This is a genomic window from Paraburkholderia sp. GAS448, from assembly GCF_050435685.1.
In the GTDB taxonomy this organism is placed as follows: Bacteria; Pseudomonadota; Gammaproteobacteria; order Burkholderiales; family Burkholderiaceae; genus Paraburkholderia.
This window is the reverse complement of sequence record NZ_JBNDKT010000015.1, coordinates 142493-168966: the sequence shown is the minus strand read 5'-3', so window position 1 is coordinate 168966 and position 26474 is coordinate 142493. Positions and strand designations below refer to the sequence as shown.

Below are 26474 nucleotides of genomic sequence, written 5' to 3'. Positions count from 1 at the left end.
TTCTGCAGACAGGCCGCGTGTCGATGGTGCGAGCGTTGCAACATTCGCGGCCGATAATCCACTACACCCGTTCGATATCGACAACCGCATGGTTTCCACGGCCCCGCCCGCGCGCCTTTCCGCCCCGCGCATCTTCCTGGTTTTTCTGAGACTCGGACTGACCTGCTTTGGCGGACCGGTCGCGCATATCAGCTTCTTTCGCGACGAGTTCGTCAAACGCCGCGCGTGGCTCAGCGACGAAGCTTTCGCCGACATCGTCGCGTTGTGCCAGTTCATGCCGGGGCCGTCGAGCAGTCAGGTTGGAATCGCGCTCGGACTGCGGCAGGGTGGCTTGCCCGGCGCCGTTGCAGCATGGCTCGGTTTCACGTTGCCGTCGGCTGCGCTGCTGTGCGCGTTCGGCCTGGCGATGGCGCACTACGGAAACGCAGTCGGGCATGGCTGGCTACAGGGCCTTCAGCTCGTCGCGGTGGCCGTCGTGGCGCAGGCGCTGTGGAATATGGCCCGGACGCTCTGTCCCGATGCGCCGCGAGTCACGATCGCAGCGATTGCGACCGCGCTGATGCTGGCGTTCAGTTCGCCGTTCGCGCAGGTTGGCGTGCTGCTGGCCGGTGCGGTCGCCGGCTGGCTGCTGCGGGCTCACCTTCCCGAGCCGGGTGTGTCGGCGGATCAACACAGGATTGCTACACCTGCCCATTCGGCAGTCGCGCTGGTGTCGTTCGTCGCGCTACTGTGCGTGCTGCCCGTGGTGGCGGCAGCGTCGGGAAGTTATGCGCTGAATCTCTTCGGCAGTTTCTTTCGCGTCGGCTCGCTTGTGTTTGGCGGTGGGCATGTGGTGCTGCCGTTGCTCGAGTCGGTCGTCGTGCGGTCTGGCTGGGTCAAGGCCGATGCGTTTATCGCCGGGTACGGCGCCGCGCAGGCGGTGCCCGGACCGCTGTTCACCTTTGCGGCGTTTCTCGGCAGCGTGTCGAGCCGGCAGCCGGCAGGCGTTGCCGGCGCGGCGATCGCGGTCGCCGCGATCTTTCTGCCGTCGTTTCTGCTGGTGATCGGCGTGCTGCCATGGTGGGATCGTGTGCGCACGATGACCGGCGTCCGGTATGCGTTGATGGGGGTCAACGCGGCCGTGGTCGGGTTGCTGGCCGCAGCGTTATATTCCCCGCTTTGGGTGAGCGCGATTCACAACGCGACCGATCTTGTGCTTGCGGCGGTCGCGCTGCTCCTTCTGACGATGGCGCATTTTCCGCCGTGGCTGGTGGTGGGAATGGCAGCGGCGATCGGATACTTCGTGCTGTGACTTCGCGGCGCCGTGGCGTACCCGTCCACGGAGCCTATAACTCGCGTTCCCAGCGCTCTACGGTGAGGTCGGAGCCAAAGCATCGTTCAGGAATCGCCGCGGCGCACGTAAAGCCACTTCGCTCGCACAGCCGGCGCGCTCCCGGAAGCGTGGCCGCCGTAGATACCGTCAGTTTCGTATAGGCCGCCTGCGCCGCAAAGCGGGCACATTCGTCCATCAACTGCGCGCCGATGCCAAGACGCCGAACATCGGGTTCGACATAGAGCAGCCGCACCCGCGCGACCGTTGCCGATACACCGGCAACCAGTGCCGAACCGACGATCGACCCGTCCAGCTCCGCAATCCAGCCTGTCTCGCGCACGGGATCGTGCTGTCGCGCAAAGTCGGCCACGACCTGCGCGAGCTGCGCCTCGAAGGTGTGGTCCCAGCCGTGTTCAAGTGCGAACAGCTGCGCCTGGCGATGTACCAGCCAGCCGTACTCGCCCGCCTGCGGTGCGCGCAGCGTGATGACCATCTCGCGCCGGTTGCCGTGATCGAGTAGCCGTTCGACGACGCGCATGGCCGCGATGAGTTGCTCCTGCGACGCCGGAGCCAGCCGAAGCAGCACCGAGGACACCTCGTCGATGGCGGCTGCGTCGAGCGGCTCGTACGCAGCGCGGCCTAAGTCGGTGAGCGCAAGGAGCGATTGCCGCGCGTCGATGTCGGACGGGCGCCGCGAGATCAGATTGCGTCGCTCGAAGCTGGTCAACAAACGGCTCAGGTAGCCGCTGTCCAGACCGAGGCTGCGTGTGAGCGCGGCGGCGGTGTCGGCTTCGCCGCGCGACAGTTCATGCAGCACGCGGACTTCCGTCAGTGAGAAGGCGCTCTTTTGCAGGCGCTCATGCAGGGCACCGATGTACCTGGTATAGAAACGGTTGAAATGGCGGACGGCTTGCGCGCGTCGCAGCACCTCTGGATCAGTCAACGTCAGGCCCCCCGGCGGTCTTTTTTCTGTAGATCAAACTGCACTATATGCGATCGCATCCCTCATACAAACACGGGTCGGCACAATCTGAGGCGTATTGGTACTAAAGAGGTATCGTCATTTTCACTGATTAGCTTCTCCAATGCAGACCAGTTGAGGCCTCTGGTACGTGAAAAACGGCTGCTGTACGGGTAAATCCTGATCCAGTAAGGCGTTGTTATGCAACGTTTTAATTTGCTTGAATCGACCGCCTGGTAAGGCTTTGATGGAAGTTTAACCCCTCGGTGCCAGGTGGTTTGACTGGTATTATGTTGGTTATATAATGGGCTCCACTTTCAACAGGCCGCGCTTTCGATCACCGACCGCCGGAGCCCCATGGAAACTCGCTGGTCCGCCTTGATGCCTGACGTTCGCAACGTCACGCCGCTCTACCTGCAACTCGCGCGCAATCTCGCAACAGCGATCCATTGCGGCGTCTGGTCGGCCGGCGAGGCGTTGCCGTCGGAGCGCACGCTGTCGGATGCGATCGGCGTCTCGCGGATCACCGCACGCAAGGCGATCGAACTGCTGGTCGAGCAGGGCTTGATCCGGCGCGCACGGGGCGCGGGCAGTTTCATTACGCCGCGCGTCGAAGATCCGCTATCCCGTCTCACGGGCTTCACGAAAAAGATGGAGCAGCGCGGCTTCCGGCCGGATTCCGTCTGGCTCGAACGGGAGATCCGCGCGGCCAACCGCGACGAAATCGTCCACCTCGGGCTGTCGCCGGGCGCGCCTGTGGCGAGCCTGCGGCGGCTGCGGCGCGCGGACGGCATCGTGATGGCGGTCGAACACTCGGCGCTGCCCGCATCGATCGTGCCGGACCCGCAGGCGATTGGGCTCTCGCTTTACAGCTATCTGGAGCAGCGCGGCATGGCCGTGGTCCGCGCGCTGCAGCACTTCCGCGCGGTCAACGCGACGAGCGAGATTGCGGGCCTGATGGACATCGAGCCGCGCACGGCGCTGCTTGTCATCACGCGCATCGGCTACAGCGCCGACCAGCGCGCGATCGAACTGACCGACACCTATTGCCGCGACGACTACTACGACTTCGTCGCCGAATTGCGGCAGTAGGGCGGAACGCTGGATAGCAGGATCAGTCCTCGACGCATCACGCATTACGCATCATCAGAGAAGACACATGCTGACCGGAAACATACTGACTACCGAAGGCTGGATCCACGGCACGATCGAGTTCGCGAACGGGCGGATTACGTCGCTCACGGGCGAGCGGATAGATCCTGCAACGAACGACGATCCCTACATCCTGCCGGGTTTCATCGACCTGCACGTGCATGGCGGCGGCGGCTCCGACGTCATGGAGGCGGGCGATGCGATCGAAACCATCACCCGCACGCACGCACGCTACGGTACGACGAGCCTGCTCGCCACCACGATGACCGCCCCGCGCGACGAGCTGATGCGCGTCGTCGCAGGTCTCGGCGAGCTGGCCCGCGTGCGCACGCCGGGCGGCGCACGCGTGCTTGGCGTGCATCTCGAGGGACCGTATATCAACCCGGGCAAACTGGGCGCGCAGCCCGACGCCGCGGTCTCGGCGGTGCTCGACGAAGTGCTGAAGTATCTGTCGATCGCGCCGATTCGCGTGGTGACGCTCGCGCCGGAAATCTCCGGGCACATGGACATCATCTCCGAGATGGCGGCGCGCGGCGTGCGCGTGCAGCTGGGCCATTCGCTCGGCACGTACGACGACGCGGTCGCCGCCCTCAAGCACGGCGCCTGTGGCTTCACGCATCTGTTCAACGCGATGTCGCCGCTGCATCACCGCAATCCTGGGCTCGTCGGCGCGGCGCTCGCGCACGCCGAATTCGCCGAAATCATTCCTGATCTGCTGCATGTGCATCCGGGCGCGATCCGCGCCGCGCTCCGCGCGATTCCGCGCCTGTATGTGGTGACCGACAGCACGTCGGCCACCGGCATGCCCGACGGCGAATACCGCCTCGGCAGCCAGCATGTCACGAAGTGCCTCGGCGGCGTGCGTCTCGCCGACGGCACGCTCGCCGGCAGCACCCTGACGATGGATCAGGCGCTGCGCAACCTCGTCTCGCTCGGCCTGCCAATGGCCGACGTATCAAACCGTCTGTCGCGCTATGCCGCCGACTACCTCGGCATCGAAGACCGTGGCCGCATCGCGCGCGGCGCGTGGGCCGACGTCGTCGTGTTCGATCGTGAACTGGCCTTGAGTGCGACTTACGTCGAAGGAGAATCGATTGTCGAATATGCTTAACGAGGCGCTGGCGTCCGCTGAAGTGGTCGCCGCGCAACTCGCCGATATGTCGCGCGTCGAAGCGCTCGCGGAGAAGCTTGCCGAAGAGCCGCGCCATGTCGCGCTGACCGTGGCGCGCGGCAGTTCCGATCACGCGGCCAGTTACTTCGCCAGCCTCACGATGAGCCGCCTCGGGGTGCCGGTCGCGTCACTGCCGATGTCGGTCGCGACCCTGCAACAGGCGCCGCTGAAAGTGCAGGGCCAGCTGGCGCTGGCGTTTTCGCAGTCGGGCAAGAGCCCGGATCTGGTCGGCACGATGATCGCGCTGCGCGACGCGGGGGCGCTGACGGTTGCCGCGGTGAATGCGCCGTCGTCGCCGCTTGCCGATGCATGCGAGTTTCATCTGCCGCTCGTCGCCGGTCCTGAATTGAGTGTGGCCGCGACCAAAAGCTATATCGCGATGCTGTCGCTGTCTGCGCAACTGGTTGCGCACTGGCAGCGTGACGATGCCTTGCTCGCGGCGCTGCGCTCGCTGCCCGACGCGTTGCGCAAGGCAGGCACGCTCGACTGGTCGAAGGCCGTCGACGAACTGCGCGGCGTCGAGCGCATGATCGTGATCGGCCGCGGTCTCGGTCTCGCGATCGCTCAGGAAGCCGCGCTCAAGCTGAAGGAAACCTCCGGCATCCAGGCCGAAGCGTTTTCGAGCGCGGAAGTGCGTCATGGTCCGATGGAACTGATCGATCGCGACTATCCGCTGCTCGTTTTCGCGCCGCGCGGACCCGAACAGGCTGGCCTGATCCAGCTCGCGCACGACATGGAAGCGCGTGGTGCACGCGTGCTGCTCGCCGCACCGGACGACGTGCCGCAGGCGTCCTTGCCGCTCGTGGCCACCGATCATCCGGCGCTCGATCCGATCGCCGCGATTCTTTCCTTTTATGTGATGGCTGCCGGCCTCGCCGCTGCACGCGGACGCAATCCGGATACCCCGCGCCATCTGAATAAAGTCACCGAAACTCACTGATCGAGAAACCAGATGCGACGTGTTGAGGAGTCCAGCTTGATGAGCCATTCCCACGGCGATATTGTTCTGCTCGCGCCATTGACCGGCCCGGTCGTGCCGCTCGCCGACGTGCCTGATCCTGTGTTTTCGGGCGGCATGTTCGGCGATGGTATTGGCATTGATCCATTGACCGGCCAGCTCGTGGCGCCCTGCGACGGCGTGGTGACGCATCTCGCGCGCACCGGCCACGCATTGACGCTCGCGACGACTGAAGGCGCGGAAATCCTGCTGCACATCGGCATCGATACCGTCGAGCTGAGTGGCAAGGGTTTCACGCCGAAAGTCGCGCAGGGCGCATCGGTTCGTGCTGGCGATTTGTTGATCGAATTCGATCTGGACTACGTAGCATCCGTAGCGCCGAGTCTTGTGTCGGTCATCGCCGTCGCGAACTCCGATGCGTTCGAGATTGTCGAGCGTCCGGCAAACGGCATGCTGAAGGCCGGCGAAAGCCCGCTCTTCACGCTGCGTGCACGCGGGGGCGCAGCGGCTGAAGCGTCGCGCCAGGCGACTTACGTAACGGAGGAAGCGCGTCAGCTGGTGACGCTGAAACATGCCGGCGGCTTGCACGCACGGCCCGCAGCGCGTGCCCGCGAAGCAGCGCGGGGCCTCGATGCGCGCGTTGAAGTTCGCTATGAAGGACGCAAGGCGGCGATCGAAAGCGTCGTCGGTTTGCTGGGCCTTGGCGCTGGAGAAGGGGCCACGGTCGAGATCCTCGGCGTAGGTACACAGGCAGAAGCGGCTGTCGAGGCAGTCGCGCGTGAATTGCTGCGTGAGGCACACGGTGAAGCCGAAGAGAAGCCGGCGCGTCAAAGCTCACCCGCTCCAAAGCAGATGCTGCGTGCTGTCGGCGAGCCGCTCGCGCCGAATACGCTCGCGGGCGTGTGCGCCGCGCCCGGCATCGCCGTTGGCAAGATCGTTCGTTGGGATGACGCGGATATCGATCCGCCCGAAGCCGCGAGCGGCACGTCCGCCGCCGAAAGCCGCCTGCTCGACAAGGCGATCGCCTCTGTCGACGCAGATCTCGGTTCGACGATTCGCGACGCGTCGCAACGCGGTGCGCACGGCGAAGCGGGCATTTTCGCGGTGCATCGCGTGCTGCTCGAAGACCCCACGCTGCTCGACGCCGCGCGCGATCTGATCAGCCTCGGCAAGAGCGCGGGCTTCGCATGGCGCTCAGCGATCCGCGCGCAGATTGACGTGTTGACGAACATCCAGGACGAACTGCTCGCCGAACGCGCGGCGGATCTTCGCGACATCGAGAAGCGCGTGCTGCGTGCGCTCGGGGTTTCGAATCAGGTGGGTCGCGTGTTGCCTGATGAAGCCGTGCTCGTTGCAGAGGAGTTTACGCCGTCGGATCTGTCATCGCTCGATCGTGCGCGTGTGACCGCTCTTTTGATGGCGCGCGGTGGCGCGACCTCGCATGCAGCGATTATCGCGCGGCAGATCGGCATTCCGGCGCTCGTCGCCGTGGGCGATGCGCTGTTTGCGATTGCGGACGGCACGCAGGTGGTCGTCGATGCGAGCGCGGGCCGGCTTGAACATGCACCGACGGCGCTCGATGTCGAACGCGCGCGTACGGAGCGTGAGCGTCTGGCCGGCGTGCGTGAAGCGAATCGCCGCACGTCGCAACAGGCTGCCTCGACCAGTGATGGCCGCGCGATCGAAGTCGCCGCGAACATCGCGACGCTCGACGATGCGAAGACCGCGGTCGAAAACGGTGCCGACTCGGTGGGCCTCTTGCGCACCGAACTCCTTTTCATCCACCGTCAGGCGGCGCCTACCGTCGATGAACATCGCCAGAGCTATCAGGCGATCGTCGAAGCACTGGGCGGCCGTACTGCGATCATCCGCACGCTCGACGTCGGCGCGGACAAGGAAGTCGACTACCTGACGCTGCCGCCCGAACCGAACCCGGCGCTGGGCCTGCGCGGCATCCGTCTTGCCCAGGTGCGTCCCGACCTGCTCGACGATCAGTTGCGCGGCCTGCTTGCCGTGCAGCCGCTGGGTGCCGTGCGGATCCTGCTGCCGATGGTGACCGATTCCGGCGAACTGGTTCGACTGCGCAAGCGCATCGACGAACTGGCGCGCGAAGCGGGCCGCACAGGCGCGATCGAAGTCGGCGTGATGATCGAAGTGCCGTCGGCGGCGCTGCTCGCGGACCAGCTGTCGCAGCACGCGGACTTCCTGTCGATCGGGACCAACGACCTGACGCAATACACGCTCGCGATGGACCGCTGCCAGGCCGATCTCGCGGCGCAGGCGGATGGACTGCATCCGGCTGTGCTGCGCCTCATCGATGCAACCGTCAAGGGTGCGGCAAAGCATGGCAAGTGGGTCGGCGTGTGCGGTGCACTTGCTGGCGATCCGCTGGCCGTGCCCCTGCTGGTCGGCCTTGGCGTGACCGAGCTGTCGGTGGATCCGGTCTCTGTGCCGGGCATCAAGGCGCGGGTGCGCAAACTCGATTATCAGCTGTGCCGCCAGCGCGCCCAGGACGTCCTGGCGCTCGATTCGGCGCAGGCAGTAAGAGCCGTGAGCCGTGAAGTCTGGCCGCAGGACTGAACCCCGCAGGGTCCGCCAGCGCGCCCGCAATGATGTCAACGACGTAAAGCAACGACGTAGTCAACAGCTACGACCACATATCAACGACGACAAGGATTGGAGATATCAATGGATGGGAATCCGTTTCTGAAGATTCAGCGCCTCGGACGGGCGCTGATGCTGCCGATTGCGGTGCTGCCGGTCGCTGGCCTGCTGCTGCGCCTCGGCCAGCCCGATGTGTTCAACATCAAGATGATCGCCGATGCTGGCGGCGCGATTTTCGACAACCTGCCGCTGCTGTTTGCAATCGGCGTGGCGGTCGGCTTCGCGAAGGACAACAACGGCGTGGCGGCGCTCGCAGGTGCGATCGGCTATCTCGTGCAGATCGCGGTGATGAAGGACATCAACGACAAGCTCAACATGGGTGTGCTGTCGGGGATCGTCGCCGGTATCGTTGCCGGCCTGCTGTACAACCGGTACAAGGACATCAAGCTGCCCGATTACCTCGCATTCTTCGGAGGGAAACGCTTCGTGCCGATTGCCACCGGGGTGGTGTGTCTGGCGACAGGCATCGTGTTCGGCTACGTGTGGCAGCCCGTGCAGGCCGTCATCGATCTGGCCGGCCACTGGCTCACGACGGCAGGCGCGATCGGCACCTTCGTGTTCGGCGTGCTGAACCGCCTGCTGCTGGTCACCGGCCTGCATCACATCCTGAATTCGCTCGCATGGTTCGTGTTCGGCAACTTCACGCCGCCGGGCGGCGCAGCGGTGACGGGCGACCTGCATCGCTTCTTCGCCGGCGACGCGACTGCGGGCGGCTTCATGACGGGCTTCTTCCCGGTCATGATGTTCGGCCTGCCGGCGGCCTGCCTCGCGATGTTCCACGAAGCACCGAAGGAGCGCCGTGCGCTGGTCGGCGGCCTGCTGTTCTCGATGGCGCTCACGTCGTTCCTGACGGGCGTAACGGAGCCGATTGAATTCAGCTTCATGTTCCTCGCACCGGTGCTGTATGTGATCCACGCCTTGCTGACCGGGCTGTCGCTCGCGATCTGCTCGGCGCTCGGCATTCACCTTGGCTTCACGTTCTCGGCCGGCGCGATCGACTATGTGCTGAACTACGGCCTGTCCACCCGCGGCTGGTGGGCGATTCCAATCGGCATCGTGTACGCGGTGGTGTACTACGGTCTGTTCCGCTTCTTCATCCGCAAGTTCAACATGGCGACGCCGGGCCGCGAACCGGCAAACGGCGATGCGCAGACCGACGCGCCCGCAGCAGGCGGCTACGTCGCGCCGGCGGCCGGAGTTGCTGCGACGCGTGCGCAGCGGTACATCGCAGCACTGGGCGGCGCGTCGAACCTGACGCTCGTCGATGCCTGCACGACGCGTCTGCGGCTGTCGGTGGTGGATTCGGGCAAGGTGTCCGAAGCGGATCTGAAGACGATCGGCGCGCGTGGCGTACTCAAGCGCGACGCAACCAACGTGCAGGTGATCATCGGGCCGGAAGCCGACATGATCGCCGACGAAATCCGTACGACGATCGATCAGGGAATTGCAGTCGGAACGAAGCCGGCTGCGGCTGCTCCGGTTGTCAGCGCGCCGGTGGCAACGCCAGGGGCGTCGGCGGGCGGACCGCTGGATCCGGATCCCGTGCGCTGGCTCGCCGTGTTCGGCGGCGCGAGCAACGTCAGCTCGCTCGATGCGGTGGCGGCGACACGTCTGCGCATTGTCGTGCGGGACCCGTCGGCAGTGGATCGTCAGTTGCTGGCGGGGCTGGATGTCGCGTGGGTGTCGGCGGATACTTTCCACATCGTCGTGGGGCAGGCTGCTGCGCGCTACGCGCAGCAGATGTCGGCTCGTTTGCCGACGGCAACGGGCGGAGCGACGACTCAGCCGGCATGATGGGTGAGCACCTGTCGGTGTGAATGAAGAAAGAGCGGCGCCCGAGGGCGCCGCTCTTTCGTTTACCGCGTGAATCGCCGTCAGTGACGCGTTCTTCAGTCCTGACGCTGCCTGAACGCCGCACCGCTACCTGTCGCGCCGCTTCGCCGCGATTCGAGCCACATTACGTTGATGATGCCGAACGCGAGTGCCACACCTACCCCGAGTATCCAGCTGAAATACCACATCTCGTGCTCCTTTGAATCTGTATCGGCCGACGCTGCGCGCAGGGCGGGCGCCGCCTGAAGGTCAGTACATCGAATGGCTGTTTTCCTTGAGCGCGGCGGCGGTGACCTTGCCCCGCATCACGCGATACACCCAGGCTGTATAGAGCAGGATGATCGGCAGGAAAATGATGACGGCGACCAGCATGATCTGCAGCGTCATCTGGCTCGAGGTCGAATCCCAGACGGTGAGGCTGCTGCGCCCGTCGAGCGACGACGGCATGATGAACGGAAACATCGAAAATCCCGCCGTCAGGATCACGCCCACCACCATCAGCCCGCTCGAGATGAACGCCGTCTTTTCGAATCTTGACCCGGCGAGTGCCAATGCCAGCACGCCGCCAAGCACACCCACGAGTGGCGCCGCGATCATCCACGGATACGTCGAATAGTTGGTGAGCCACAGGCCCGGTGCGCCCAGCACGGTCTTCAGAAGCGGATTGGCGACGGTATCGAGCGGCGCGGCGTCGACGATCTGATAGCCGCCGATCATCGTGGCCACCAGCACGCCGGAAATCAGGAATAGCGCGACGGCGACGAGCGATGCGACCCGCAGCGCCACCGATGCACGGCGCGCGACGATGCCGTCCGTCTTCATCTTCACGAACGCCGCGCCATGGGCTGCGAGCATCGACATGCTGACAAGCCCGCACAGCAACGCGAACGGATTGAGCAGGCCGAAGAAGCTGCCGTGATAGGTGACGCGCAGATCGGTATCGAACGAGAACGGTACGCCTTGCAGCAGATTGCCGAACGCGATGCCGATGACGAGCGGTGGCACGAAGCCGCCGATGAACAGACCCCAGTCCCACGCGGTGCGCCAGCGCGGATTGTCACGTTTGCCGCGATAGTCGAAACCGACTGGCCGGAAAAACAGCGAGAACAGCACGAGCAGCATCGCGAAATAGAAGCCCGAGAACGAAGCGGCATAGACCAGCGGCCATGCTGCAAACATCGCACCGCCTGCCGTCACGAACCATACCTGGTTGCCTTCCCATGTCGCGCCGACCGTATTGACAATGATGCGTCGTTCTTCGTCGCTCTTGCCGATGAAGGGCAGCAGTATGCAGGCGCCCATGTCGAAGCCATCGGTGAGCGCGAAGCCGATCATCAGGGTGCCGATCAGCACCCACCAGATCACCTTGAGCGTTGCGTAGTCCATAGTGTTGTTTCCCGTAGAGGAGACCGGTTGCGGCTCACGCGACCGTATTGGCAGGCAGCGCCGCGGCGCGCCCGTCCTGCTCGTGGTGATAGCGGCCGGTATGGAGCGACGACGGTCCGAGGCGCGCGTACTTGAACATCAGCATGATTTCGATGACGAAGAGCCCGGTGTAGAACACCACGAAACCGGCGAGGCTCAGGTACAGGTCGCCCGGCTCCAGGCTCGATGCAGCCAGCGTGGTCGGCAGGATGCCGGCAATGCTCCACGGCTGGCGGCCCATTTCAGCGACGATCCAGCCGAATTCAGCTGCGATCCACGGCAGGGGAATCGCCCACACGGCCCAGCGCAGGAACCAGCGGCGCTTGTCGAGCAGCAAGGTGCGTTGCGCGCAGAACCAGAACGCGAGCACGAAGGTCGCGAGGAACAGCAGGCCGAGACCCACCATCAGGCGAAACGAGAAGAACAACGGCAGGACTGGCGGAATGGTCCTCTTCGCTGCCAGGGCAATCTGTTGCGGTGTCGCGTCCGTGACGTTCGCCGTGAACTGCTTGAGCAGCAAGCCGTAGCCAAGATCTTCCTTGTGCGCGGCGAAGGCGGCGCGGTCTTCGTCGGTAGCGTCGTTCTCCCTGAGTTTTTGCAGCGCGCTGTACGCAATCATGCCGTTCTTGATGCGCGCCTCGTTGCGCGCCATCAGGTCTCTGAGCCCTACGACCGGTTCGTCGAGCGAGCGGGTTGCGATGATGCCGAGCGCATAGGGAATGCGGATCGCGTAGTCGGTGCGCTCTTCCTGCTGGTTGGGAATGCCAAAGATTGTGAACGGCGCGGGCGCAGGAGCGGTCTCCCATTCCGATTCGATTGCCGCGAGTTTGACCTGCTGCACTTCACCGGTGCGATAGCCGGATTCGTCGCCAAGCACAATCACGCACAGCGCCGACGCGAGACCAAAACCCGCGGCAATCGCAAACGAACGCAGCGCAAATTCGGTATCGCGACGCTTCAGCAGATACCACGACGACACGCCGAGCACGAACATCGCCGCCGTCACATAGCCTGCTGACACGGTGTGCACGAACTTCACCTGCGCGACCGGGTTGAACAGCACCGCAAAGATGCTGGTGAGTTCCATGCGCATTGTTTCGTAGTTGAACTCAGCGCCGACGGGATTGTTCATCCAGCCGTTCGCGACGAGGATCCACAGCGCCGAGAGGTTCGAACCCAGTGCGACGCAGAAGGTGACGATCAGATGCTGCACCTTCGACAAACGCTTCCAGCCGAAGAAGAACAGCCCTACGAAGGTCGATTCGAGAAAGAATGCCATCAGCCCTTCGACGGCGAGCGGCACGCCGAAGATATCGCCGACGTAGTGCGAGTAGTACGACCAGTTGGTGCCGAACTGGAATTCGAGCGTGAGGCCGGTTGCGACGCCCATCGCGAAATTGATCCCGAAGAGCTTGCCCCAGAACTGGGTCATGTCCTTGTAGATCTCTTTGCCGGTCATGACATAGACCGACTCCATGATGACGAGCAGCCACGACAGGCCGAGCGTCAAGGGAACGAAGAGGAAGTGATAGAGCGCCGTGACGGCGAACTGTAGGCGCGAGAGATCGACGACTTCGCTAGCGGGCATGTGGATCACCTTGGGACGGGTGCGAGGCAGGGATGTCGAACAGCGCCTGCGCGACTTGCGCGGGCGGCATCGACATGTGATCCGCCTGCGGATGATTGAAGAATGCGTATTTGAGGATCATCAGCAGCGCGAACTTGATCGCGAGCACGATGACGATGTCGCGTGCAAAGGTCGGGCCGCGCGCCCAAGCGGCGCAGCGCCCGCGCAGGCTCCGGGGGGAGGGACTCCTGTGGTTCAACGTTATGGTCATGATCGTTCGATACGGCTCCATGTGAGGGACACCGGTCGGGCCGCTCGACGCAGCCAGGCGAATGCATAACGGAATTCTAGGAGCGGGATAGTCCGCGCGTGAGGTCAGCGCTGCGGCATAGGGTCGCGAGGAGGAACCCGCGAAACCAGTATCACCGCGGGGTTTGCTCTACGTCAACAAAAAGGCATTCAGGTGAACCGGAAACGACCCGCAAACAGAACGCGATTCCAATAAAAAAGGCCCTGCGATCTTTCGATCGCAGGGCCCGGGTACCTGCCTGCTGCACCGAACAGGCCGGCAGCAGCGGTATTGCCTGTTATGCGTATTCGTTCAACGCACTACGCATTTTCTTCATTGCGCTCGCCTCGATCTGGCGGATGCGTTCAGCCGATACACCGAACTCGTCGGCCAGTTCGTGCAGCGTCGAGCCGCCCGAACCGTCGTCCTCGACGTGCAGCCAGCGTGCCTCGATGATGCGGCGGCTACGGGCGTCGAGCGATTCGAGCGCGCTGGCGATGCCGTCGCTTTGCAGCTTGTCGCGCTGACGTGCGGCGAGTACGGCTGTCGGCTCATTGTGCGAATCGGCGAGCCAGGCGATCGGCGAGTAAGCCTCTTCGCCATCCTCGACCTGACCCTCCAGCGCGATATCGCCGCCGGACAGACGCGTTTCCATTTCGGCCACTTCTTCGCGCTTGACGTTCAGTTCATTGGCAAGACCGTCGATTTCTTCAGGCGTAAATGCCTGGAAGCCTTGCTTGTGGCTGCGCAGGTTGAAGAACAGCTTGCGCTGCGCCTTGGTAGTCGCGACCTTCACCATGCGCCAGTTGCGCAGGATGTACTCGTGAATCTCAGCCTTGATCCAGTGCATCGCATACGACACGAGACGCACGTTCTGCGCCGGATCGAAGCGCTTCACGGCCTTCATCAGACCGATATTGCCTTCCTGGATCAGGTCTGCATGCGGCAGGCCGTAGCCGAGGTAGTTGCGCGCGATCGACACGACGAGGCGCAGATGCGACAGGACAAGACGGCGCGCAGACTCGAGATTGTTCTGCTCGCGGAATTCAGTGGCGAACTGGCGTTCTTCCGCCGGCGTCAGCATCGGAATCCGGTTAACGGCCTGGATGTAGGCGTCGATATTGCCCAGCTGGCCGGGCAGCAGCGAAAAATGCGCGAGCGCCAGTGCACCTGCCGGAGCGGCCTTAGCCGACGACGGGCTCAGAGTACTCGGAAGGGTCAATGCGTTGCTCACGTATAAAACTCCTCAGAAACAGGAAGCCGGAAACGACTTCTCGGTGGATGTTAGCACTCCGGTAAGTGGAGTGCTAATACTTAGAACGGGTAGGGTCATCGAAGTTCCGTAAAAACTATTGGAACGTCACCTCTAATAGTATTGTAGGCTCACTCCACGAACCCTGCTGACCCCCGCACCCGTTACCGGGCGCCGTCGCCTGGAAGGACCAGATAACCACTTTTTGCGCATCTTTAAGTGGCTGTTTGCCAAAACTGATGGAGGTGCGTAAGGTTCATTTCATCCATCTTCTCTCTAAATATCGACAGCCGCACGGCGGTATCCCCTCAATCTGAGGCAACGGTGTCGGATGTACAAGAAAAAATCACCGCGCGGCTGGACCCTGTGAGGCACTCTTGTATTGGCCCTCTTTGGGGTTTCGCGAATCGCGGCCGCGGATCAGTTCGGGATCCAGATCGCCGGCGGCTCGGCGGCCCACATTCGCAAGCTCGACCTCGGCTTCGTCTGGGATCCGGATCTGACATGGTGGCAAATCGGCGACTGGCATTTTTCGCTCGTCGGCGAGGGACACGTGTCCTGGTGGCACTCGGATGACGGCGGCGAACACAATAATATCGGCGAAATAGGCATCACGCCGGTGATCCGTTTCATCAAGGGTGCCGGCGCGGTCCGGCCGTTCGTCGAGGTGGGGGCCGGTGTGCGGCGGCTGACGAGCACGGCCATCTCCGAATCGCACAGGATGTCGACGGCATTCCAGTTCGCCGAAATGGTCGGCGTCGGGGCGCAGTTCGGCAGTCGCCAGCAGTACCTTGCGGGCTTCCGGTTTCAGCATGTATCGAACGGCGGTATCAAAGAGCCGAATCCTGGTATAAATTTCAGCCAGCTATATCTGCAATACAACTTCTGACGATCGGGGCTGCCGGCAGCGGTGCCCTTTGATGCAAAGGGGCTGAGCGATGGCGGCGGCAAAAGTGATCGAGGCGATTCGGGGACTGGAGCGTGACCGCTTTCGCGCGATGGTCGACGGAAACGGAGAACTGCTCGACGCGTTGCTGTCGGACAGCGTGATCTATGTTCATACGAACGGCAAGCGTGAGTCCAAGCAGCAGTTCATCGACGCGATCACGGCCGGGCGTCGTCGTTACCGGCAGATCGAGATCCAGTCTCAGGAAGTGCTGACGGTGGGAAGCGAAACCTGCGTCGTCACGGGCCGCGCGCTGATCGAGATGGAAGCGAACAATGGCGCACTGCTCTTTCCGATCGCCTACACGGCAGTTCAGACCCAGGAGGCCGGGCAGTGGCGGTTGATCGCATGGCAGGCGACGCGTTGCGCGCTCGAGTGACCTGATGGTTTCCGGGCTCGTCAGTCCGCCTCGTGAGCGGGCTGTGCACGCCGGCGTCATGTTGCGACGCCGGCGTTAAAGCGATCGCCTGCCTGCGCTGCTTCTGACCACTATGCGGCAGCGCGCCGGTCCACCGGCTTCCAGAGCGCGCGATTGACACCGCTTACGAGCGCATCGACGGCTGCCGTCGCGACATCCTCACTGACCCCTACGCCATAACGCACGGGCTGCTCGCCGACCCGGCAGCCGACGAACGCCGCCGTGCGGCCGTCCGCGGTGCGCAGGCATTCGTATGACGTGATCTCGACCGGCTGTCGAGCCGCCGTAGCCATAGCGTGTGCGGCTGCCCGCGCGTAGTCCTCGCCTGCCTCGTGGCCTTCCGTGTACGCTTCGTCCGGTTCGGGCACTTTCAGCTCGCGGTTTTCCCAGCGCACGGTGGTCTTGTTGATGCGCACTGCGGGTCCGTCAGTCTCGAAGTACTCGCGGGCGAAAAGAGCGCAGACGGCGTCGCCTGTCACTTCTTCGCCGGATTGATCCGCGACCGCCTGCACCGCATGACTGAACTCGATCTGCACGCGGCGCGGCGGCGTGAAGCCCATGCCGCGCTCGAGGAGATACGTCGCGCCGCCCTTGCCGGACTGGCTGTTCACGCGGATGACGGCGTCGTAGCTGCGGCCAAGATCGGCCGGATCGACAGGCAGGTATGGCACTTCCCAGATCGTGTCTGGCGACTGCTGCGCGAAGCCTTTGCGGATCGCGTCCTGGTGCGAGCCCGAGAAGGCGGTGAACACAAGGTCGCCCGCGTAGGGGTGGCGCGGATGCACCGGAATCTGGTTGCAGCGCTCGACGACACGGCGCACCGCGTCGATATCGGAGAAATCGAGGCCCGGATCGACGCCCTGCGTGTAGAGATTCATCGCGAGCGTGACGAGGTCGACGTTGCCCGTGCGCTCGCCGTTGCCGAAGAGACACCCTTCGACGCGGTCCGCGCCGGCCATCAGCGCGAGTTCTGCGGCGGCCACGGCCGTGCCGCGGTCGTTATGCGGATGGATCGACAACACGATGCTGTCGCGATAGCCGAGGTTGCGGTCCATCCATTCGATCTGGTCGGCGAACACGTTCGGCGTCGCGGCTTCGACCGTGGCCGGCAGATTGATGATCATTTTGTGATCGCGCGTCGGGCGCCAGGTTTGGGCGACCGCGTCGCACACTTCCCGCGCGAAGGTCAACTCGGTCATGCTGAACGTTTCCGGCGAATACTGATAGTTCCAGTGCGTGTGCGGGCGTGCGTCGGCGTATTCGCGGATGACCCGCGTGCCCTCCACGGCCAGCGCCTTCACCTCGTCCTTCGACTGGTTGAACACGATCTTGCGGAACGACGGGCAAATCGCGTTGTACAGATGCACGATCGCGCGCGGCACGCCTTCGAGTGCCTCGAAGGTACGGGCGATCAGCGCTTCGCGCGACTGCACAAGCACTTCGATCGTGACGTCGTCGGGAATGCGCCTTTCGTCGATCAGGCGACGAACGAAATCGAAGTCGGTCTGCGAAGCCGACGGAAAGCCGACTTCGATTTCCTTGAAGCCGATGGCCACCAGTGTCTCGAAGAACTCGAGCTTCTGCTCGATGCTCATCGGTTCGATCAGCGACTGGTTGCCGTCGCGCAGATCGGTGCTCATCCAGACCGGCGCGCGTTCGATCGTGCGACCCGGCCACTTTCGGCCGGTCAGCCGGACTGCGGGGAAGGGGCGATATTTTTCAGCAGGGTTGTGCAACATGGTGAGCCTCGTTCGTTTTGTCGTGTGCGAATGGATGTGGCGTCGAGCGGCTGGCGGGTTGCCACAGATGCACGGTCCGCCAGCCGGCGGCTAGCGGCAGCAACGAACGGGCGCGAACGAAGAACGTCATGGCGATGATGACGCTGGTGACGATCATGGCTTGTGCCCATGCAACGTGCATTTTGACCCTCGCGATTCGTCCGAACGGTAAACGGACGAACACAGACGACTTACAGGTTGTGAAAGGAACTACGGGGTTGGGGTGAAGCTGGAACTGCCGGAACTGCTTTGAGGACCGCGCGAAATGCCGATGCGCGGCGCTACGTCTGACTTACGCTAGACGTAGCGATAGGGGCCGCGGTAGGCGGCCGAAGGTAATTCGGAGGGTGTTCGGAAAGGAACGCATTCGCACAATGTATGCCAGTGCGGCGGGATGTGTCAACCGGCGATCTGGCGGCGAGACCACGTCACGGCAGCGCCAGATTCCCTGAACCGGCCGCGGAACCGCGTCAGGCGGCGCGTCTGGCGATATCGACGATCAGTTCAACCTGTCGCGCGATTGCCGACGGCACAGGCGCGTCGCCGCGCAGGACTGCGTCGATCCAGGCAGCCGTCCTGGCGGCGTCGCGTCCTTCCGGCAGATCGACTTCTGGCGCGTCCGACGACGAGCGCTCGGCCGCTACGACCGTTTCGCAGATTCCGTCGTGCAGCCAGTCGACCTGGACCTGGCGACGTGTATCAGCGACGGCCTCGCCTTCGGTGCCACGGGCGAGCAACGCACCGCCCACTGCTGCGTCAGGGTGCGCCTGGAACAGCTGCGTGAGGCTCTCGCGATAGGGCGGATGCGTGTAGTTCACGAGCCGCAGCCCGTGCGGCGTGAACGGCTGGAGGATCTTGACCAGGGTATGCGTCGAATTGCGTACGCCCATCCGGCGGCGCAGCGCGAGCAGGCGCGCGAGCTTCGGTGCGAGCGTCGCGATCGGCGCGAACGCCAGGCGGCGCGCGGCGAGTGCTGCTTCGATATCGGCGTGTGTCTGCGCCGATGCAATGCCGAGGTGCGCAAAGATTTCGGCGCTCGTGACCCGGCCGGGATCTTCGGTCACCCCGTGCACCAGCACCGGCACGCCTTCGCGGGCGAGCAGGAGCGCGAGCAGCGGCACGAGATTCGGTTGCTTGCGCGCGCCGTTGTAGCTCGGTATCGACACGGCCTGAAAGGCATTGTGCTGCACGCGGATCGGCTCGAACGAAGTCTGTGCGGCCGCGAGCATCGCGGCGAGTTCGTCCCCGGTTTCGCCTTTGACGCGATAGGCCAGCAGCACCGCGCCGAGTTCGAGGTCGGATACGCGGCCGTCGAGCATCGCGGTGTAAAGCGCGTGGGTGTCGTCGGAAGACAGTGCGCGGGCGCCATTCGGCCCCCGGCCAATTTCCTTGATGAAGCGGGCGCACGGGAAGGCGGCGAGAGCGGTGTCGGTAGAGTCGGTCATCGGCTTGAGGCGTAGAGGCGTGCTTGCCCGATTGCGTGGGCTGCGACGTCAATTCAGCGGAACGGTAACGTGAGTGATTCAGTATCGCATCAACCGCGATCCCGCAAGCTGGCGGTGCGCGCGCGTTACACTCACCTTTTTTGCCGCCGCGCATGCGGCGCTCACCAGAAAAACGGAGAACAGGATGAGTTACGTGTTTGCGCCGGCGCCGGTTGTCGCGGTGCCGGTCGTCGGATCCAGCGAGAAGTTCGCGGTGCGGCGCATCTATTGCGTGGGCCGCAACTATGCTGCGCATGCGCGCGAGATGGGGCACGATCCGGATCGCGAACCGCCATTCTTCTTCGGCAAGCCGGCCGATGCCGTTGTGTATGTCGCGCCCGGCGAGACCGGCAATTTCCCCTATCCGTCGCAATCGAGGAACGTGCACTTCGAGATGGAACTGGTTGCCGCAATCGGCAAGGCCGGCAAGGACATCGTCGTCGACCGCGCGCTCGATCACGTCTACGGCTACGCGCTCGGCCTCGACATGACGCGCCGCGACCCGCAGGCCGAAGCGAAAAAGCTCGGCCGTCCGTGGGATACGGCGAAGGGCTTCGATCATTCGGCGCCGCTCGGCCCGATCCATCCGGTAGCGACGGCCGGTCACATCGACAAGGGCGCGATCTGGCTCACCGTCAATAGTGAGGAGAAGCAACGCTCGGACGTGGCGGACCTGATCTGGTCGATACCCGAGACCGTCGCGTATCTGTCGTCGCTGTTCGAACTGCAGCCGGGCGATCTGATCTTCACCGGCACGCCCGAAGGGGTCGGGGCCGTGGCGAAAGGGGATGTGATGATTGGTGGCGTCGACGGGCTCGGCGAGTTCAGTGTGCGCGTCGTCTGAGGCGGGCGAGTCGGGGGAAACGAAGCATGAAGCTTTATAGTTATTTTCGTAGCTCGGCGTCGTATCGCGTGCGCATCGCGTTGAACCTGAAGAACCTGCCGTACGACTACGTGCCGGTTCATCTGGTGCGAGGTGGCGGCGAGCAGCTGTCGCCCGAGTACCGCAAGCTGAATCCTGATGCGGTCGTGCCGACGCTTGTCGACGGTGACGACGTCATTACGCAGTCGCTGGCGATCATCGACTGGATCGACGAAACGCATCCCGAGCCGCCGCTTTTGCCGTCTACGCCCTCCGATCGCGCGTATGTCCGTTCGGTCGCGCTGCAGATCGCGTGCGAAATTCATCCGCTCAATAACCTGCGGGTGCTCAGATACCTGAAGCGCACGCTCGGCGTGAGCGATGAAGCGAAGGATGCGTGGTACCGACACTGGATCGAAGCGGGTTTTGCAACGCTCGAGGCTCATCTCGTGAGCGATGGACGCGCGGGCAAGCTGTGTTTCGGCGACACTCCGACGCTTGCCGACGCGTGTCTGGTGCCGCAGGTGTTCAACGCTCATCGCTTCAAGATCGACACCGCGCCGTTTCCGACGATTCATCGTATCTACGAGTACGCGATGCAGCTTGACGCTTTCCAGCGCGCGGCGCCCGAGCAGCAGCCGGATGCGGAGTGAGTAGCGGACGTACTGTATTGCTGCAGATGTGACAAGGGGCGGCCAGCGGGCGCCCCTTTTTTACTCCGATTCAGCCCGGAATGTGCGCTGACTTTACGCGCCCAGCAATGCGTCGGAGAATTCCTCCGCATTGAACGGCTGCAGGTCTTCGACCTTCTCTCCAATGCCGATGAAGTACACCGGCACCGGACGTTGCCTCGCGATCGCGGCCAGAATCCCGCCCTTCGCCGTGCCGTCGAGTTTCGTGACGATGAGGCCGGTCAAGCCGAGCGCATCGTCGAACGCCTTCACCTGGGCGAGCGCGTTCTGTCCGGTGTTGCCGTCGATCACGAGCAGGACTTCGTGCGGCGCACCGTCCATGGCCTTGCCGATCACGCGCTTCACCTTGCGCAACTCTTCCATCAGATGCAGTTGCGTCGGCAGACGGCCAGCCGTGTCGGCCATCAGCACGTCGATCTTGCGCGCACGCGCCGCGCCGACCGCGTCGAAAATGACCGCTGCCGGATCGCCGCTTTCCTGCGAGACGACCGTCACATTGTTGCGTTGCCCCCAGATCGCGAGCTGCTCACGCGCGGCTGCGCGGAAAGTATCGCCGGCGGCAAGCAGCACCGACTGGTCGAACCGCTGCAGATGTTTTGCAAGCTTGCCGATGCTGGTGGTCTTGCCGGCGCCGTTGACGCCCGCAATCATCATCACGAGCGGCTGCGCCCGGCCGAGCATCATCGATTTCTCGAGCGGTTTCAGCAGATCGATCAGCAGCGAGCGCAGCGCGGTTTTCACCTGTTGCGGATCGGTAAGCCGCTCGGCGCGGACCTTTTCGCGCAGCGTTTCAAGCAGGAACTCAGTAGCATCGACACCCGCATCCGACATCAGCAGGGCGGTTTCGAGTTCTTCGTACAATTCGTCGTCGATCTTCGCCCCGACGAAGATGCCCGTGAGGTTCGAACTTGTCTTCGACAGGCCGGATTTCAGGCGCGTCAGCCACGATTGCTTCGCGGAAGGCTCCGGCGCGGGCGGCGGCACGATCTCGACGGTTTCGATGGCGTTGTCGTCTTCCGGTAGCGGCGCCGGCGTGAGAGCGGCCGGTGCTGTCTGCGACGCAGCGGCCGTGACGGGCTGAGTTGCGCGAGACGGCGCCTGTACTGTCGGCGCAACGGGCGCAACGGGCGCAGGGGCCGGGCGCAAGCTTGCAGGCGCCTCCGGCACGAGCGGCATCTCATCCGGTCCTGTTTCCTCCTCGACCGGAGATTCCTGCGGCGCGGTCTCGGAGGTTTTCGAGCCCTTGAATCGTTTGAAAAAGCTGAACATGATCTGGCTTGGTGAGAGCGCGCGCGCCGGTGTCCGCAACCCGTCGGTCTGGCGGCAGCGGCAGGCAGCGTAGCAATGCGGGATGCAAGGCGCTGGAAGCCGGTCATTTTATCAGGCGTGTCCGGCCGCGTCGTTGCAGGCGTAGGCGCGATGCGGCGCAGGCGTGTGGTAACGTTGGCGCTCTGGCCCGCATCTGGCGCGGGCAATCCGTTCAGCGACCCGAATTCCGTATGTCCCGTTCTTCCCCTTCCCGCGCGCACGGCGCGTCTTCCGGCCGTAGCAAGGCGCCCCACGCGATCCGCATAATCGGAGGCGACTGGAAGCGTACGCCGCTGCCTGTGCTCGACCTTGACGGCCTGCGTCCGACGCCCGATCGCGTGCGCGAAACGCTCTTTAACTGGCTGGGTCAGCGGCTCGATGGTCAACGCTGTCTTGATCTCTTTGCCGGCAGCGGAGCACTAGGCTTCGAGGCCGCGTCGCGCGGCGCGGCGCGCGTGGTGATGGTTGAGCGCAATGCGCGTGCGGCCGGCCAATTGCGCGCGAACCAGGCGAAGCTGGCGGCGAAGGCGATCGAAATCGCCGAAGCTGACGCGCTCCGTCTGGCCGCGAGTCTCGCGCCGGGATCATTCGACGTGGTATTTCTCGACCCGCCGTTCGACTCCGATCTGCTCGAGCGTACGCTGGCGCTGGCCGCGCCGCTCGTCGCCGCCGACGGCTTTCTCTACATTGAAGCCGGTGACGCGCTCGATATCGCACAGACGGAAGCGCTGGCTGGCTGGAGCATCGTCCGGCAGGGCAAGGCGGGGGCGGTCCACTTTCATTTGCTGCAGCGCGAAAATGAGGAATAATGCGCGTTCCATAACAAGCGCCGGACGGCTGCCGTCACGCGCGCAACCGTCGGTGGACGTGCCCCGCGGGCATCGATCCACCCGTTTGTGTGATCAGAGAGGAGAAGTCTCATGGTAGTCGCCGTGTACCCGGGCACGTTCGACCCGCTGACGCGCGGTCACGAAGACCTCGTTCGGCGGGCGTCGAGCATATTCGATACGCTGGTCGTCGGCGTCGCCGACAGCCGCAACAAGAAGCCGTTCTTTACGCTCGAAGAACGCCTCGACATCGCTCACGAAGTGCTTGGTCACTATCCGAATGTGCAGGTGATGAGCTTCAAGGGCCTCCTGAAAGACTTCGTGCGCACCAACAACGCACGGGTGATCGTGCGGGGCCTGCGCGCCGTGTCGGACTTCGAATATGAGTTCCAGATGGCCGGCATGAACCGCTATTTGCTGCCTGACGTCGAAACGATGTTCATGACACCGTCCGACCAGTATCAGTTCATCTCGGGCACGATCGTCCGCGAGATCGCGCAGCTTGGCGGCGATGTCAGCAAGTTTGTGTTCCCGTCGGTCGAGAAATGGCTGAAGGAAAAGGTCGCGGCCCTTGAGCAGGATTCAGCGGGACAGACGTAAGCGGCGTAAACTATCCGTTTGCGGAATGACTGCCGGCTGCTCGCCGGCGTGAAGTGAGAAGAAGTATGGCCTTGATGATTACCGACGAGTGCATCAATTGCGACGTCTGCGAGCCGGAGTGCCCGAACGACGCGATTTCGATGGGCCCGGAAATCTATGTGATCGATCCGAAGAAATGCACCGAGTGCGTCGGGCATTTCGACGAGCCGCAGTGTCAGCAGGTGTGTCCCGTCGAGTGTATTCCGCGCGATCCGCAGCATATGGAGACGCCGGACGGATTGATGGCGAAATATCACGCTTTGCAGGCGGCGAAGGGTGCCTGATCGCCAGATCAGGCGCCGCGCTTTCTGGACGTAAAAAACCGGGCGACATCGCCCGGTTTTCATTTTTACCCGGCTGCAGCGGTGCTACTCAGCCTCATCCCACGTATCCGCCCAGTATGTCGCGAAGGGCGTTGAGCAAAGCGTCGCATTCGGCATCGGTGCCGATCGAAATGCGCAGATGCTGGTCGATGCGCGGCGCCTTGAAGTGCCGCACAAAGATCTCCTTCTCGCGTAGTTGCGTCGCGAGCGTCGCAGCATCGTAGCCCTCGTGTCGCGCGAATACGAAGTTCGCTGCAGAGGGCACCACCTCGAAGCCCAACGCCGTCAGTTCTGCCGACAACCGTTCGCGGCTCGCGACGACCTTATCGCAGCTGTCGCGAAACCACGCGTCGTCTTTGTAGGCAGCGGTGGCGGCAGCCAGCGCCAGGCGGTCGAGCGGGTACGAGTTGAAGCTGTCCTTCACGCGGTTGAGCGCTTCGATCAGTGCGGCGTTGCCGAACGCGAAACCCACACGCATGCCGGCCAGCGAGCGCGCCTTCGATACCGTCTGCACGACCAGCAGATTCGGATATCGATCGATCAGCCCGATCGCGGACCCGGCGCCGAAGTCGACATAGGCTTCATCCACCACCACGACCGACTCCGTGTTGCGCTCGAGCAGCCGCTCGATATCGGCAAGCGGCAGCGCGCGACCCGTCGGTGCATTCGGATTCGGGAACAGCACGCCGCCGTTAGGCGCGGCGTACTCGTCGAGATGAATCGCGAAGGCTTCGTCGAGCGCAACGGTCCGGTATTCGACTTCGTAAAGCCGTGCGTACGTCGGATAGAAGCTGTACGTGATGTCGGGAAAGAGGATTGGATGCGCGTGCTTCAGCAGCGCCTGAAAGACGTGCGCGAGCACTTCGTCCGAACCGTTGCCGACGAATATCTGTTCCGCCCGGATGCCATGGTGCGCGGCAACGGTCTCGCGAAGCTCGCGAGCCGACGGATCCGGATAGCGTCGCAGAGCATCGGCCGTTTCGCCGAGCTCGCGGCGGATCGCATCAACCACGCGCGGCGACGGCGGGTACGGATTTTCATTGGTATTCAGCTTGACCGGATGCGCGAGCTTGGGCTGTTCGCCCGGCACATACGGCGTCAACCGATGAACGATGTCACTCCAGAAACGGCTCAAACCAACCTCCTGTCGATGGCTGCACGGTGTGGATGAATGGCGCTGCTTCGGCTGCTTCCACGATGTCTGTTACGCGTTGCGATGCAGTTGCATCATGGCACGTTCGAGTTCGCCCTTGACGACGAGCGGCATCACGGCGAGCGAACGTTCGATCGACGCGTCGATCACATCCTGCTCCTCCCTGCGCGGCGGCTTGAGTACGAAGTTCGCCACATCAGGTTTCGCGCCAGCTCGAGCGCCCTCGGGAATAAGATCGCGTGGATGACCGATACCGATCCGCAACCGCCAGTACTGCTGGGTCGACAGATGCGCGGAGATGTCCTTCAGCCCATTATGGCCACCGCTGCCGCCGCCGAGCTTCAGCTTGACGACGCCAGGTGAGAGATCGAGTTCATCGTGCGCGACGAGGATCTGGTCGGGCAGGATCTTGAAGAAATGCGCAGCCGCGACGACCGATTGCCCTGAGCGGTTCATATAAGTCTGCGGTTCGAGCAGATGCACTTCTTCGCCAAAGAGACGAGCCCTGGCATAGAAGCCGTGAAAGCGTCGCTCGTCGCGCAGTGCCGTGCCCGCCTCACGCGCGAGTTGATCGACCAGCCAGAAGCCGGCATTGTGGCGCGTCGCGGTGTATTCGGCGCCCGGATTACCGAGTCCGACGATCAGCTTGATCATGAGTCGATGAGGGCCCACATACAGCCGGACCAGAAGAGTCGAAAAAAAACCCGCCGGGGCGAACCGCGGCGGGTGACGTCGTCCGTTCCATAGAAACGGATCGAGAGGATTGCTCGCTTATTGTGCGATCAGGCAGCCGGCGTTTCGCCTTCGCCTGCAGCAGCGGCTTCGTCAGCCACGGCGCCAGCCGGAACCGTCGCCGATGCGATCACCGGGTTTTCTGCTTCGACGTGTGCAATCAGGGCGACACCCGCCGGCAGCACGATGTCCTTCGCATGCATCGTCTGACCGGCTTCGATCTTGGCCAGGTCGACTTCGAGGAACTCAGGAAGTGCGGACGGCAGGCACTCGATTTCGATGTCGTTCACGACGTGCGAGATGATCGCGCCCGACAGCTTCACTGCCGGGTTCGATTCCTGGTTCATGAAGTGCAGCGGCACCTTGGTGTGCAGCTTCTTCTTCGCGTCGACGCGCTGGAAGTCCACGTGCAGCACGAGCTGACGGAACGGATGGTATTGCACGTCGCGCAGCAGAACCTGTTGCGACTTGCCTGCCACTTCCAGATCGAGGATCGACGAGTGGAAAACTTCTTTCTTCAGCGCGTGCCACAGCGCGTTGTGATCGAGTTCGATCAGTTGCGGTTGTGCGTCAGCGCCATATACGATTCCCGGCGTCTTGCCGGTAATACGCAGGCGGCGGCTCGCACCCGTACCTTGCAGACTACGCTCGAAAGCGACTACTTTCATCTTGATTCTCCAATGCACTGCCCGCGACCAGGCAGTAAAAATGGGGCCTTCACGCAATGA

At 63.4% G+C, this 26474-nt stretch carries 26 protein-coding genes; 13 read left to right on the top strand and 13 right to left on the bottom strand.

Annotated features, from left to right (window positions below):
* The first annotated feature begins 88 nt into the window (after positions 1 to 88).
* Positions 89 to 1291: a chromate efflux transporter gene (gene chrA / locus P3T23_RS25920; RefSeq protein WP_429318963.1), complete on the top strand. Its 1203-nt coding sequence runs from the start codon at positions 89 to 91 to the stop codon at positions 1289 to 1291.
* 34 nt (positions 1292 to 1325) lie between these two features.
* Here the strand turns inward: chrA and P3T23_RS25915 are convergent, their stop codons facing one another.
* Positions 1326 to 2255 (bottom strand): bifunctional helix-turn-helix transcriptional regulator/GNAT family N-acetyltransferase, encoded by a 930-nt coding sequence (locus P3T23_RS25915; protein ID WP_429318962.1) that lies wholly within the window; start codon positions 2253 to 2255, stop codon positions 1326 to 1328.
* Positions 2256 to 2630: 375 nt separating this feature from the next.
* Between P3T23_RS25915 and P3T23_RS25910 the strand changes: the two genes are divergently transcribed.
* From P3T23_RS25910 to nagE, 5 genes are all read left to right on the top strand, one after another.
* The gene (locus P3T23_RS25910) at positions 2631 to 3365 is read left to right on the top strand and encodes a GntR family transcriptional regulator (RefSeq protein WP_133661704.1); all 735 of its coding nucleotides are present in this window, start codon (positions 2631 to 2633) and stop codon (positions 3363 to 3365) included.
* 67 nt (positions 3366 to 3432) lie between these two features.
* Positions 3433 to 4536 (top strand): N-acetylglucosamine-6-phosphate deacetylase, encoded by a 1104-nt coding sequence (gene nagA, locus P3T23_RS25905; RefSeq protein ID WP_429318961.1) that lies wholly within the window; start codon positions 3433 to 3435, stop codon positions 4534 to 4536.
* Complete coding sequence (locus tag P3T23_RS25900; RefSeq protein WP_429319011.1) at positions 4529 to 5536, top strand: SIS domain-containing protein; 1008 nt, start codon at positions 4529 to 4531, stop codon at positions 5534 to 5536. The genes nagA and P3T23_RS25900 overlap by 8 nt, the downstream gene beginning before the upstream one ends.
* A 12-nt stretch (positions 5537 to 5548) precedes the next feature.
* Positions 5549 to 8134 (top strand): phosphoenolpyruvate--protein phosphotransferase, encoded by a 2586-nt coding sequence (gene ptsP, locus P3T23_RS25895; protein WP_429318960.1) that lies wholly within the window; start codon positions 5549 to 5551, stop codon positions 8132 to 8134.
* Between the two features lie 108 nt (positions 8135 to 8242).
* Positions 8243 to 10012 (top strand): N-acetylglucosamine-specific PTS transporter subunit IIBC, encoded by a 1770-nt coding sequence (gene nagE / locus P3T23_RS25890; RefSeq protein WP_429318959.1) that lies wholly within the window; start codon positions 8243 to 8245, stop codon positions 10010 to 10012.
* A gap of 95 nt (positions 10013 to 10107) precedes the next feature.
* On the opposite strand, the gene cydX is transcribed toward nagE, so the two are convergent.
* The 5 genes from cydX to rpoH all read right to left on the bottom strand — a co-directional run bounded on the left by cydX (position 10108) and on the right by rpoH (position 14566).
* On the bottom strand, positions 10108 to 10239 hold the full coding sequence (gene cydX / locus P3T23_RS25885; RefSeq protein ID WP_429318958.1) for a cytochrome bd-I oxidase subunit CydX: 132 nt from the start codon (positions 10237 to 10239) through the stop codon (positions 10108 to 10110).
* A gap of 61 nt (positions 10240 to 10300) precedes the next feature.
* On the bottom strand, positions 10301 to 11437 hold the full coding sequence (gene cydB / locus P3T23_RS25880; RefSeq protein WP_429318957.1) for a cytochrome d ubiquinol oxidase subunit II: 1137 nt from the start codon (positions 11435 to 11437) through the stop codon (positions 10301 to 10303).
* A 34-nt stretch (positions 11438 to 11471) separates the two neighbouring features.
* Positions 11472 to 13064 carry a cytochrome ubiquinol oxidase subunit I gene (locus tag P3T23_RS25875; protein WP_429318956.1) on the bottom strand — a complete coding sequence of 531 codons (1593 nt, stop codon included), beginning with the start codon at positions 13062 to 13064 and terminating at the stop codon, positions 11472 to 11474.
* Positions 13054 to 13314, bottom strand: coding sequence for a cytochrome oxidase putative small subunit CydP (gene cydP / locus P3T23_RS25870; RefSeq protein WP_429318955.1), 261 nt, complete (start codon positions 13312 to 13314; stop codon positions 13054 to 13056). Before cydP ends, P3T23_RS25875 begins: the two co-directional genes overlap by 11 nt.
* 316 nt (positions 13315 to 13630) lie before the next feature.
* On the bottom strand, positions 13631 to 14566 hold the full coding sequence (gene rpoH, locus P3T23_RS25865) for an RNA polymerase sigma factor RpoH (protein WP_429318954.1): 936 nt from the start codon (positions 14564 to 14566) through the stop codon (positions 13631 to 13633).
* A gap of 400 nt (positions 14567 to 14966) precedes the next feature.
* Between rpoH and P3T23_RS25860 the strand changes: the two genes are divergently transcribed.
* The gene (locus P3T23_RS25860) at positions 14967 to 15473 is read left to right on the top strand and encodes an acyloxyacyl hydrolase (protein WP_429318953.1); all 507 of its coding nucleotides are present in this window, start codon (positions 14967 to 14969) and stop codon (positions 15471 to 15473) included.
* Positions 15474 to 15522: 49 nt separating this feature from the next.
* A complete protein-coding gene (locus tag P3T23_RS25855; RefSeq protein WP_133661713.1) occupies positions 15523 to 15909 on the top strand; it encodes a nuclear transport factor 2 family protein in 387 nt (128 codons plus the stop codon).
* A gap of 110 nt (positions 15910 to 16019) precedes the next feature.
* On the opposite strand, the gene leuA is transcribed toward P3T23_RS25855, so the two are convergent.
* The 3 genes from leuA to ybiB form a co-directional block, all read right to left on the bottom strand.
* The gene (gene leuA, locus P3T23_RS25850) at positions 16020 to 17687 is read right to left on the bottom strand and encodes a 2-isopropylmalate synthase (protein ID WP_429318952.1); all 1668 of its coding nucleotides are present in this window, start codon (positions 17685 to 17687) and stop codon (positions 16020 to 16022) included.
* A complete protein-coding gene (locus P3T23_RS25845; RefSeq protein ID WP_429318951.1) occupies positions 17668 to 17868 on the bottom strand; it encodes a hypothetical protein in 201 nt (66 codons plus the stop codon). Before P3T23_RS25845 ends, leuA begins: the two co-directional genes overlap by 20 nt.
* Before the next feature lie 328 nt (positions 17869 to 18196).
* A complete protein-coding gene (gene ybiB / locus P3T23_RS25840) occupies positions 18197 to 19171 on the bottom strand; it encodes a DNA-binding protein YbiB (RefSeq protein ID WP_429318950.1) in 975 nt (324 codons plus the stop codon).
* 184 nt (positions 19172 to 19355) lie between these two features.
* Here ybiB and P3T23_RS25835 point away from each other — a divergent pair, with 184 nt between their 5' ends.
* On the top strand, positions 19356 to 20054 hold the full coding sequence (locus P3T23_RS25835) for a fumarylacetoacetate hydrolase family protein (protein ID WP_429318949.1): 699 nt from the start codon (positions 19356 to 19358) through the stop codon (positions 20052 to 20054).
* A gap of 26 nt (positions 20055 to 20080) precedes the next feature.
* A complete protein-coding gene (maiA, locus tag P3T23_RS25830) occupies positions 20081 to 20725 on the top strand; it encodes a maleylacetoacetate isomerase (protein WP_429318948.1) in 645 nt (214 codons plus the stop codon).
* A gap of 93 nt (positions 20726 to 20818) precedes the next feature.
* Here maiA and ftsY read toward each other — a convergent pair whose 3' ends face one another.
* Positions 20819 to 22033 (bottom strand): signal recognition particle-docking protein FtsY, encoded by a 1215-nt coding sequence (gene ftsY / locus P3T23_RS25825; RefSeq protein WP_429318947.1) that lies wholly within the window; start codon positions 22031 to 22033, stop codon positions 20819 to 20821.
* 230 nt (positions 22034 to 22263) lie between these two features.
* Here ftsY and rsmD point away from each other — a divergent pair, with 230 nt between their 5' ends.
* The 3 genes from rsmD (at position 22264) to P3T23_RS25810 (ending at position 23822) form a co-directional block, all read left to right on the top strand.
* On the top strand, positions 22264 to 22881 hold the full coding sequence (rsmD, locus tag P3T23_RS25820) for a 16S rRNA (guanine(966)-N(2))-methyltransferase RsmD (protein WP_429318946.1): 618 nt from the start codon (positions 22264 to 22266) through the stop codon (positions 22879 to 22881).
* Positions 22882 to 22992: 111 nt separating this feature from the next.
* Entirely contained in the window at positions 22993 to 23499 is a 507-nt protein-coding gene (coaD, locus tag P3T23_RS25815; RefSeq protein ID WP_429318945.1) for a pantetheine-phosphate adenylyltransferase, read from the top strand.
* 65 nt (positions 23500 to 23564) lie between these two features.
* Positions 23565 to 23822 (top strand): YfhL family 4Fe-4S dicluster ferredoxin, encoded by a 258-nt coding sequence (locus P3T23_RS25810; RefSeq protein WP_429318944.1) that lies wholly within the window; start codon positions 23565 to 23567, stop codon positions 23820 to 23822.
* A gap of 94 nt (positions 23823 to 23916) precedes the next feature.
* Here P3T23_RS25810 and hisC read toward each other — a convergent pair whose 3' ends face one another.
* The 3 genes from hisC to P3T23_RS25795 form a co-directional block, all read right to left on the bottom strand.
* Complete coding sequence (hisC, locus tag P3T23_RS25805; protein ID WP_429318943.1) at positions 23917 to 24996, bottom strand: histidinol-phosphate transaminase; 1080 nt, start codon at positions 24994 to 24996, stop codon at positions 23917 to 23919.
* A gap of 69 nt (positions 24997 to 25065) precedes the next feature.
* A complete protein-coding gene (pth, locus tag P3T23_RS25800; RefSeq protein WP_429318942.1) occupies positions 25066 to 25668 on the bottom strand; it encodes an aminoacyl-tRNA hydrolase in 603 nt (200 codons plus the stop codon).
* Positions 25669 to 25796: 128 nt separating this feature from the next.
* A complete protein-coding gene (locus P3T23_RS25795; RefSeq protein WP_429318941.1) occupies positions 25797 to 26414 on the bottom strand; it encodes a 50S ribosomal protein L25/general stress protein Ctc in 618 nt (205 codons plus the stop codon).
* Between the last annotated feature and the right edge of the window lie 60 nt (positions 26415 to 26474).

Bases quoted from the DNA above. Each gene is read 5' to 3' on its own strand.
- P3T23_RS25795 (WP_429318941.1), bottom strand. From the start codon at position 26,414: ATGAAAGTAGTCGCTTTCGAGCGTAGTCTGCAAGGTACGGGTGCGAGC.
- cydB (WP_429318957.1), bottom strand. From the start codon at position 11,437: ATGGACTACGCAACGCTCAAGGTGATCTGGTGGGTGCTGATCGGCACC.
- P3T23_RS25835 (WP_429318949.1), top strand. From the start codon at position 19,356: ATGAGTTACGTGTTTGCGCCGGCGCCGGTTGTCGCGGTGCCGGTCGTC.
- P3T23_RS25845 (WP_429318951.1), bottom strand. From the start codon at position 17,868: ATGCACGTTGCATGGGCACAAGCCATGATCGTCACCAGCGTCATCATC.
- leuA (WP_429318952.1), bottom strand. From the start codon at position 17,687: ATGTTGCACAACCCTGCTGAAAAATATCGCCCCTTCCCCGCAGTCCGG.
- ptsP (WP_429318960.1), top strand. From the start codon at position 5,549: ATGCGACGTGTTGAGGAGTCCAGCTTGATGAGCCATTCCCACGGCGAT.
- nagA (WP_429318961.1), top strand. From the start codon at position 3,433: ATGCTGACCGGAAACATACTGACTACCGAAGGCTGGATCCACGGCACG.
- maiA (WP_429318948.1), top strand. From the start codon at position 20,081: ATGAAGCTTTATAGTTATTTTCGTAGCTCGGCGTCGTATCGCGTGCGC.
- coaD (WP_429318945.1), top strand. From the start codon at position 22,993: ATGGTAGTCGCCGTGTACCCGGGCACGTTCGACCCGCTGACGCGCGGT.
- ybiB (WP_429318950.1), bottom strand. From the start codon at position 19,171: ATGACCGACTCTACCGACACCGCTCTCGCCGCCTTCCCGTGCGCCCGC.
- P3T23_RS25875 (WP_429318956.1), bottom strand. From the start codon at position 13,064: ATGCCCGCTAGCGAAGTCGTCGATCTCTCGCGCCTACAGTTCGCCGTC.
- chrA (WP_429318963.1), top strand. From the start codon at position 89: ATGGTTTCCACGGCCCCGCCCGCGCGCCTTTCCGCCCCGCGCATCTTC.
- P3T23_RS25810 (WP_429318944.1), top strand. From the start codon at position 23,565: ATGGCCTTGATGATTACCGACGAGTGCATCAATTGCGACGTCTGCGAG.
- P3T23_RS25900 (WP_429319011.1), top strand. From the start codon at position 4,529: ATGCTTAACGAGGCGCTGGCGTCCGCTGAAGTGGTCGCCGCGCAACTC.
- cydX (WP_429318958.1), bottom strand. From the start codon at position 10,239: ATGTGGTATTTCAGCTGGATACTCGGGGTAGGTGTGGCACTCGCGTTC.
- P3T23_RS25910 (WP_133661704.1), top strand. From the start codon at position 2,631: ATGGAAACTCGCTGGTCCGCCTTGATGCCTGACGTTCGCAACGTCACG.
- pth (WP_429318942.1), bottom strand. From the start codon at position 25,668: ATGATCAAGCTGATCGTCGGACTCGGTAATCCGGGCGCCGAATACACC.
- rsmD (WP_429318946.1), top strand. From the start codon at position 22,264: ATGTCCCGTTCTTCCCCTTCCCGCGCGCACGGCGCGTCTTCCGGCCGT.
- P3T23_RS25855 (WP_133661713.1), top strand. From the start codon at position 15,523: ATGGCGGCGGCAAAAGTGATCGAGGCGATTCGGGGACTGGAGCGTGAC.
- ftsY (WP_429318947.1), bottom strand. From the start codon at position 22,033: ATGTTCAGCTTTTTCAAACGATTCAAGGGCTCGAAAACCTCCGAGACC.
- cydP (WP_429318955.1), bottom strand. From the start codon at position 13,314: ATGACCATAACGTTGAACCACAGGAGTCCCTCCCCCCGGAGCCTGCGC.
- nagE (WP_429318959.1), top strand. From the start codon at position 8,243: ATGGATGGGAATCCGTTTCTGAAGATTCAGCGCCTCGGACGGGCGCTG.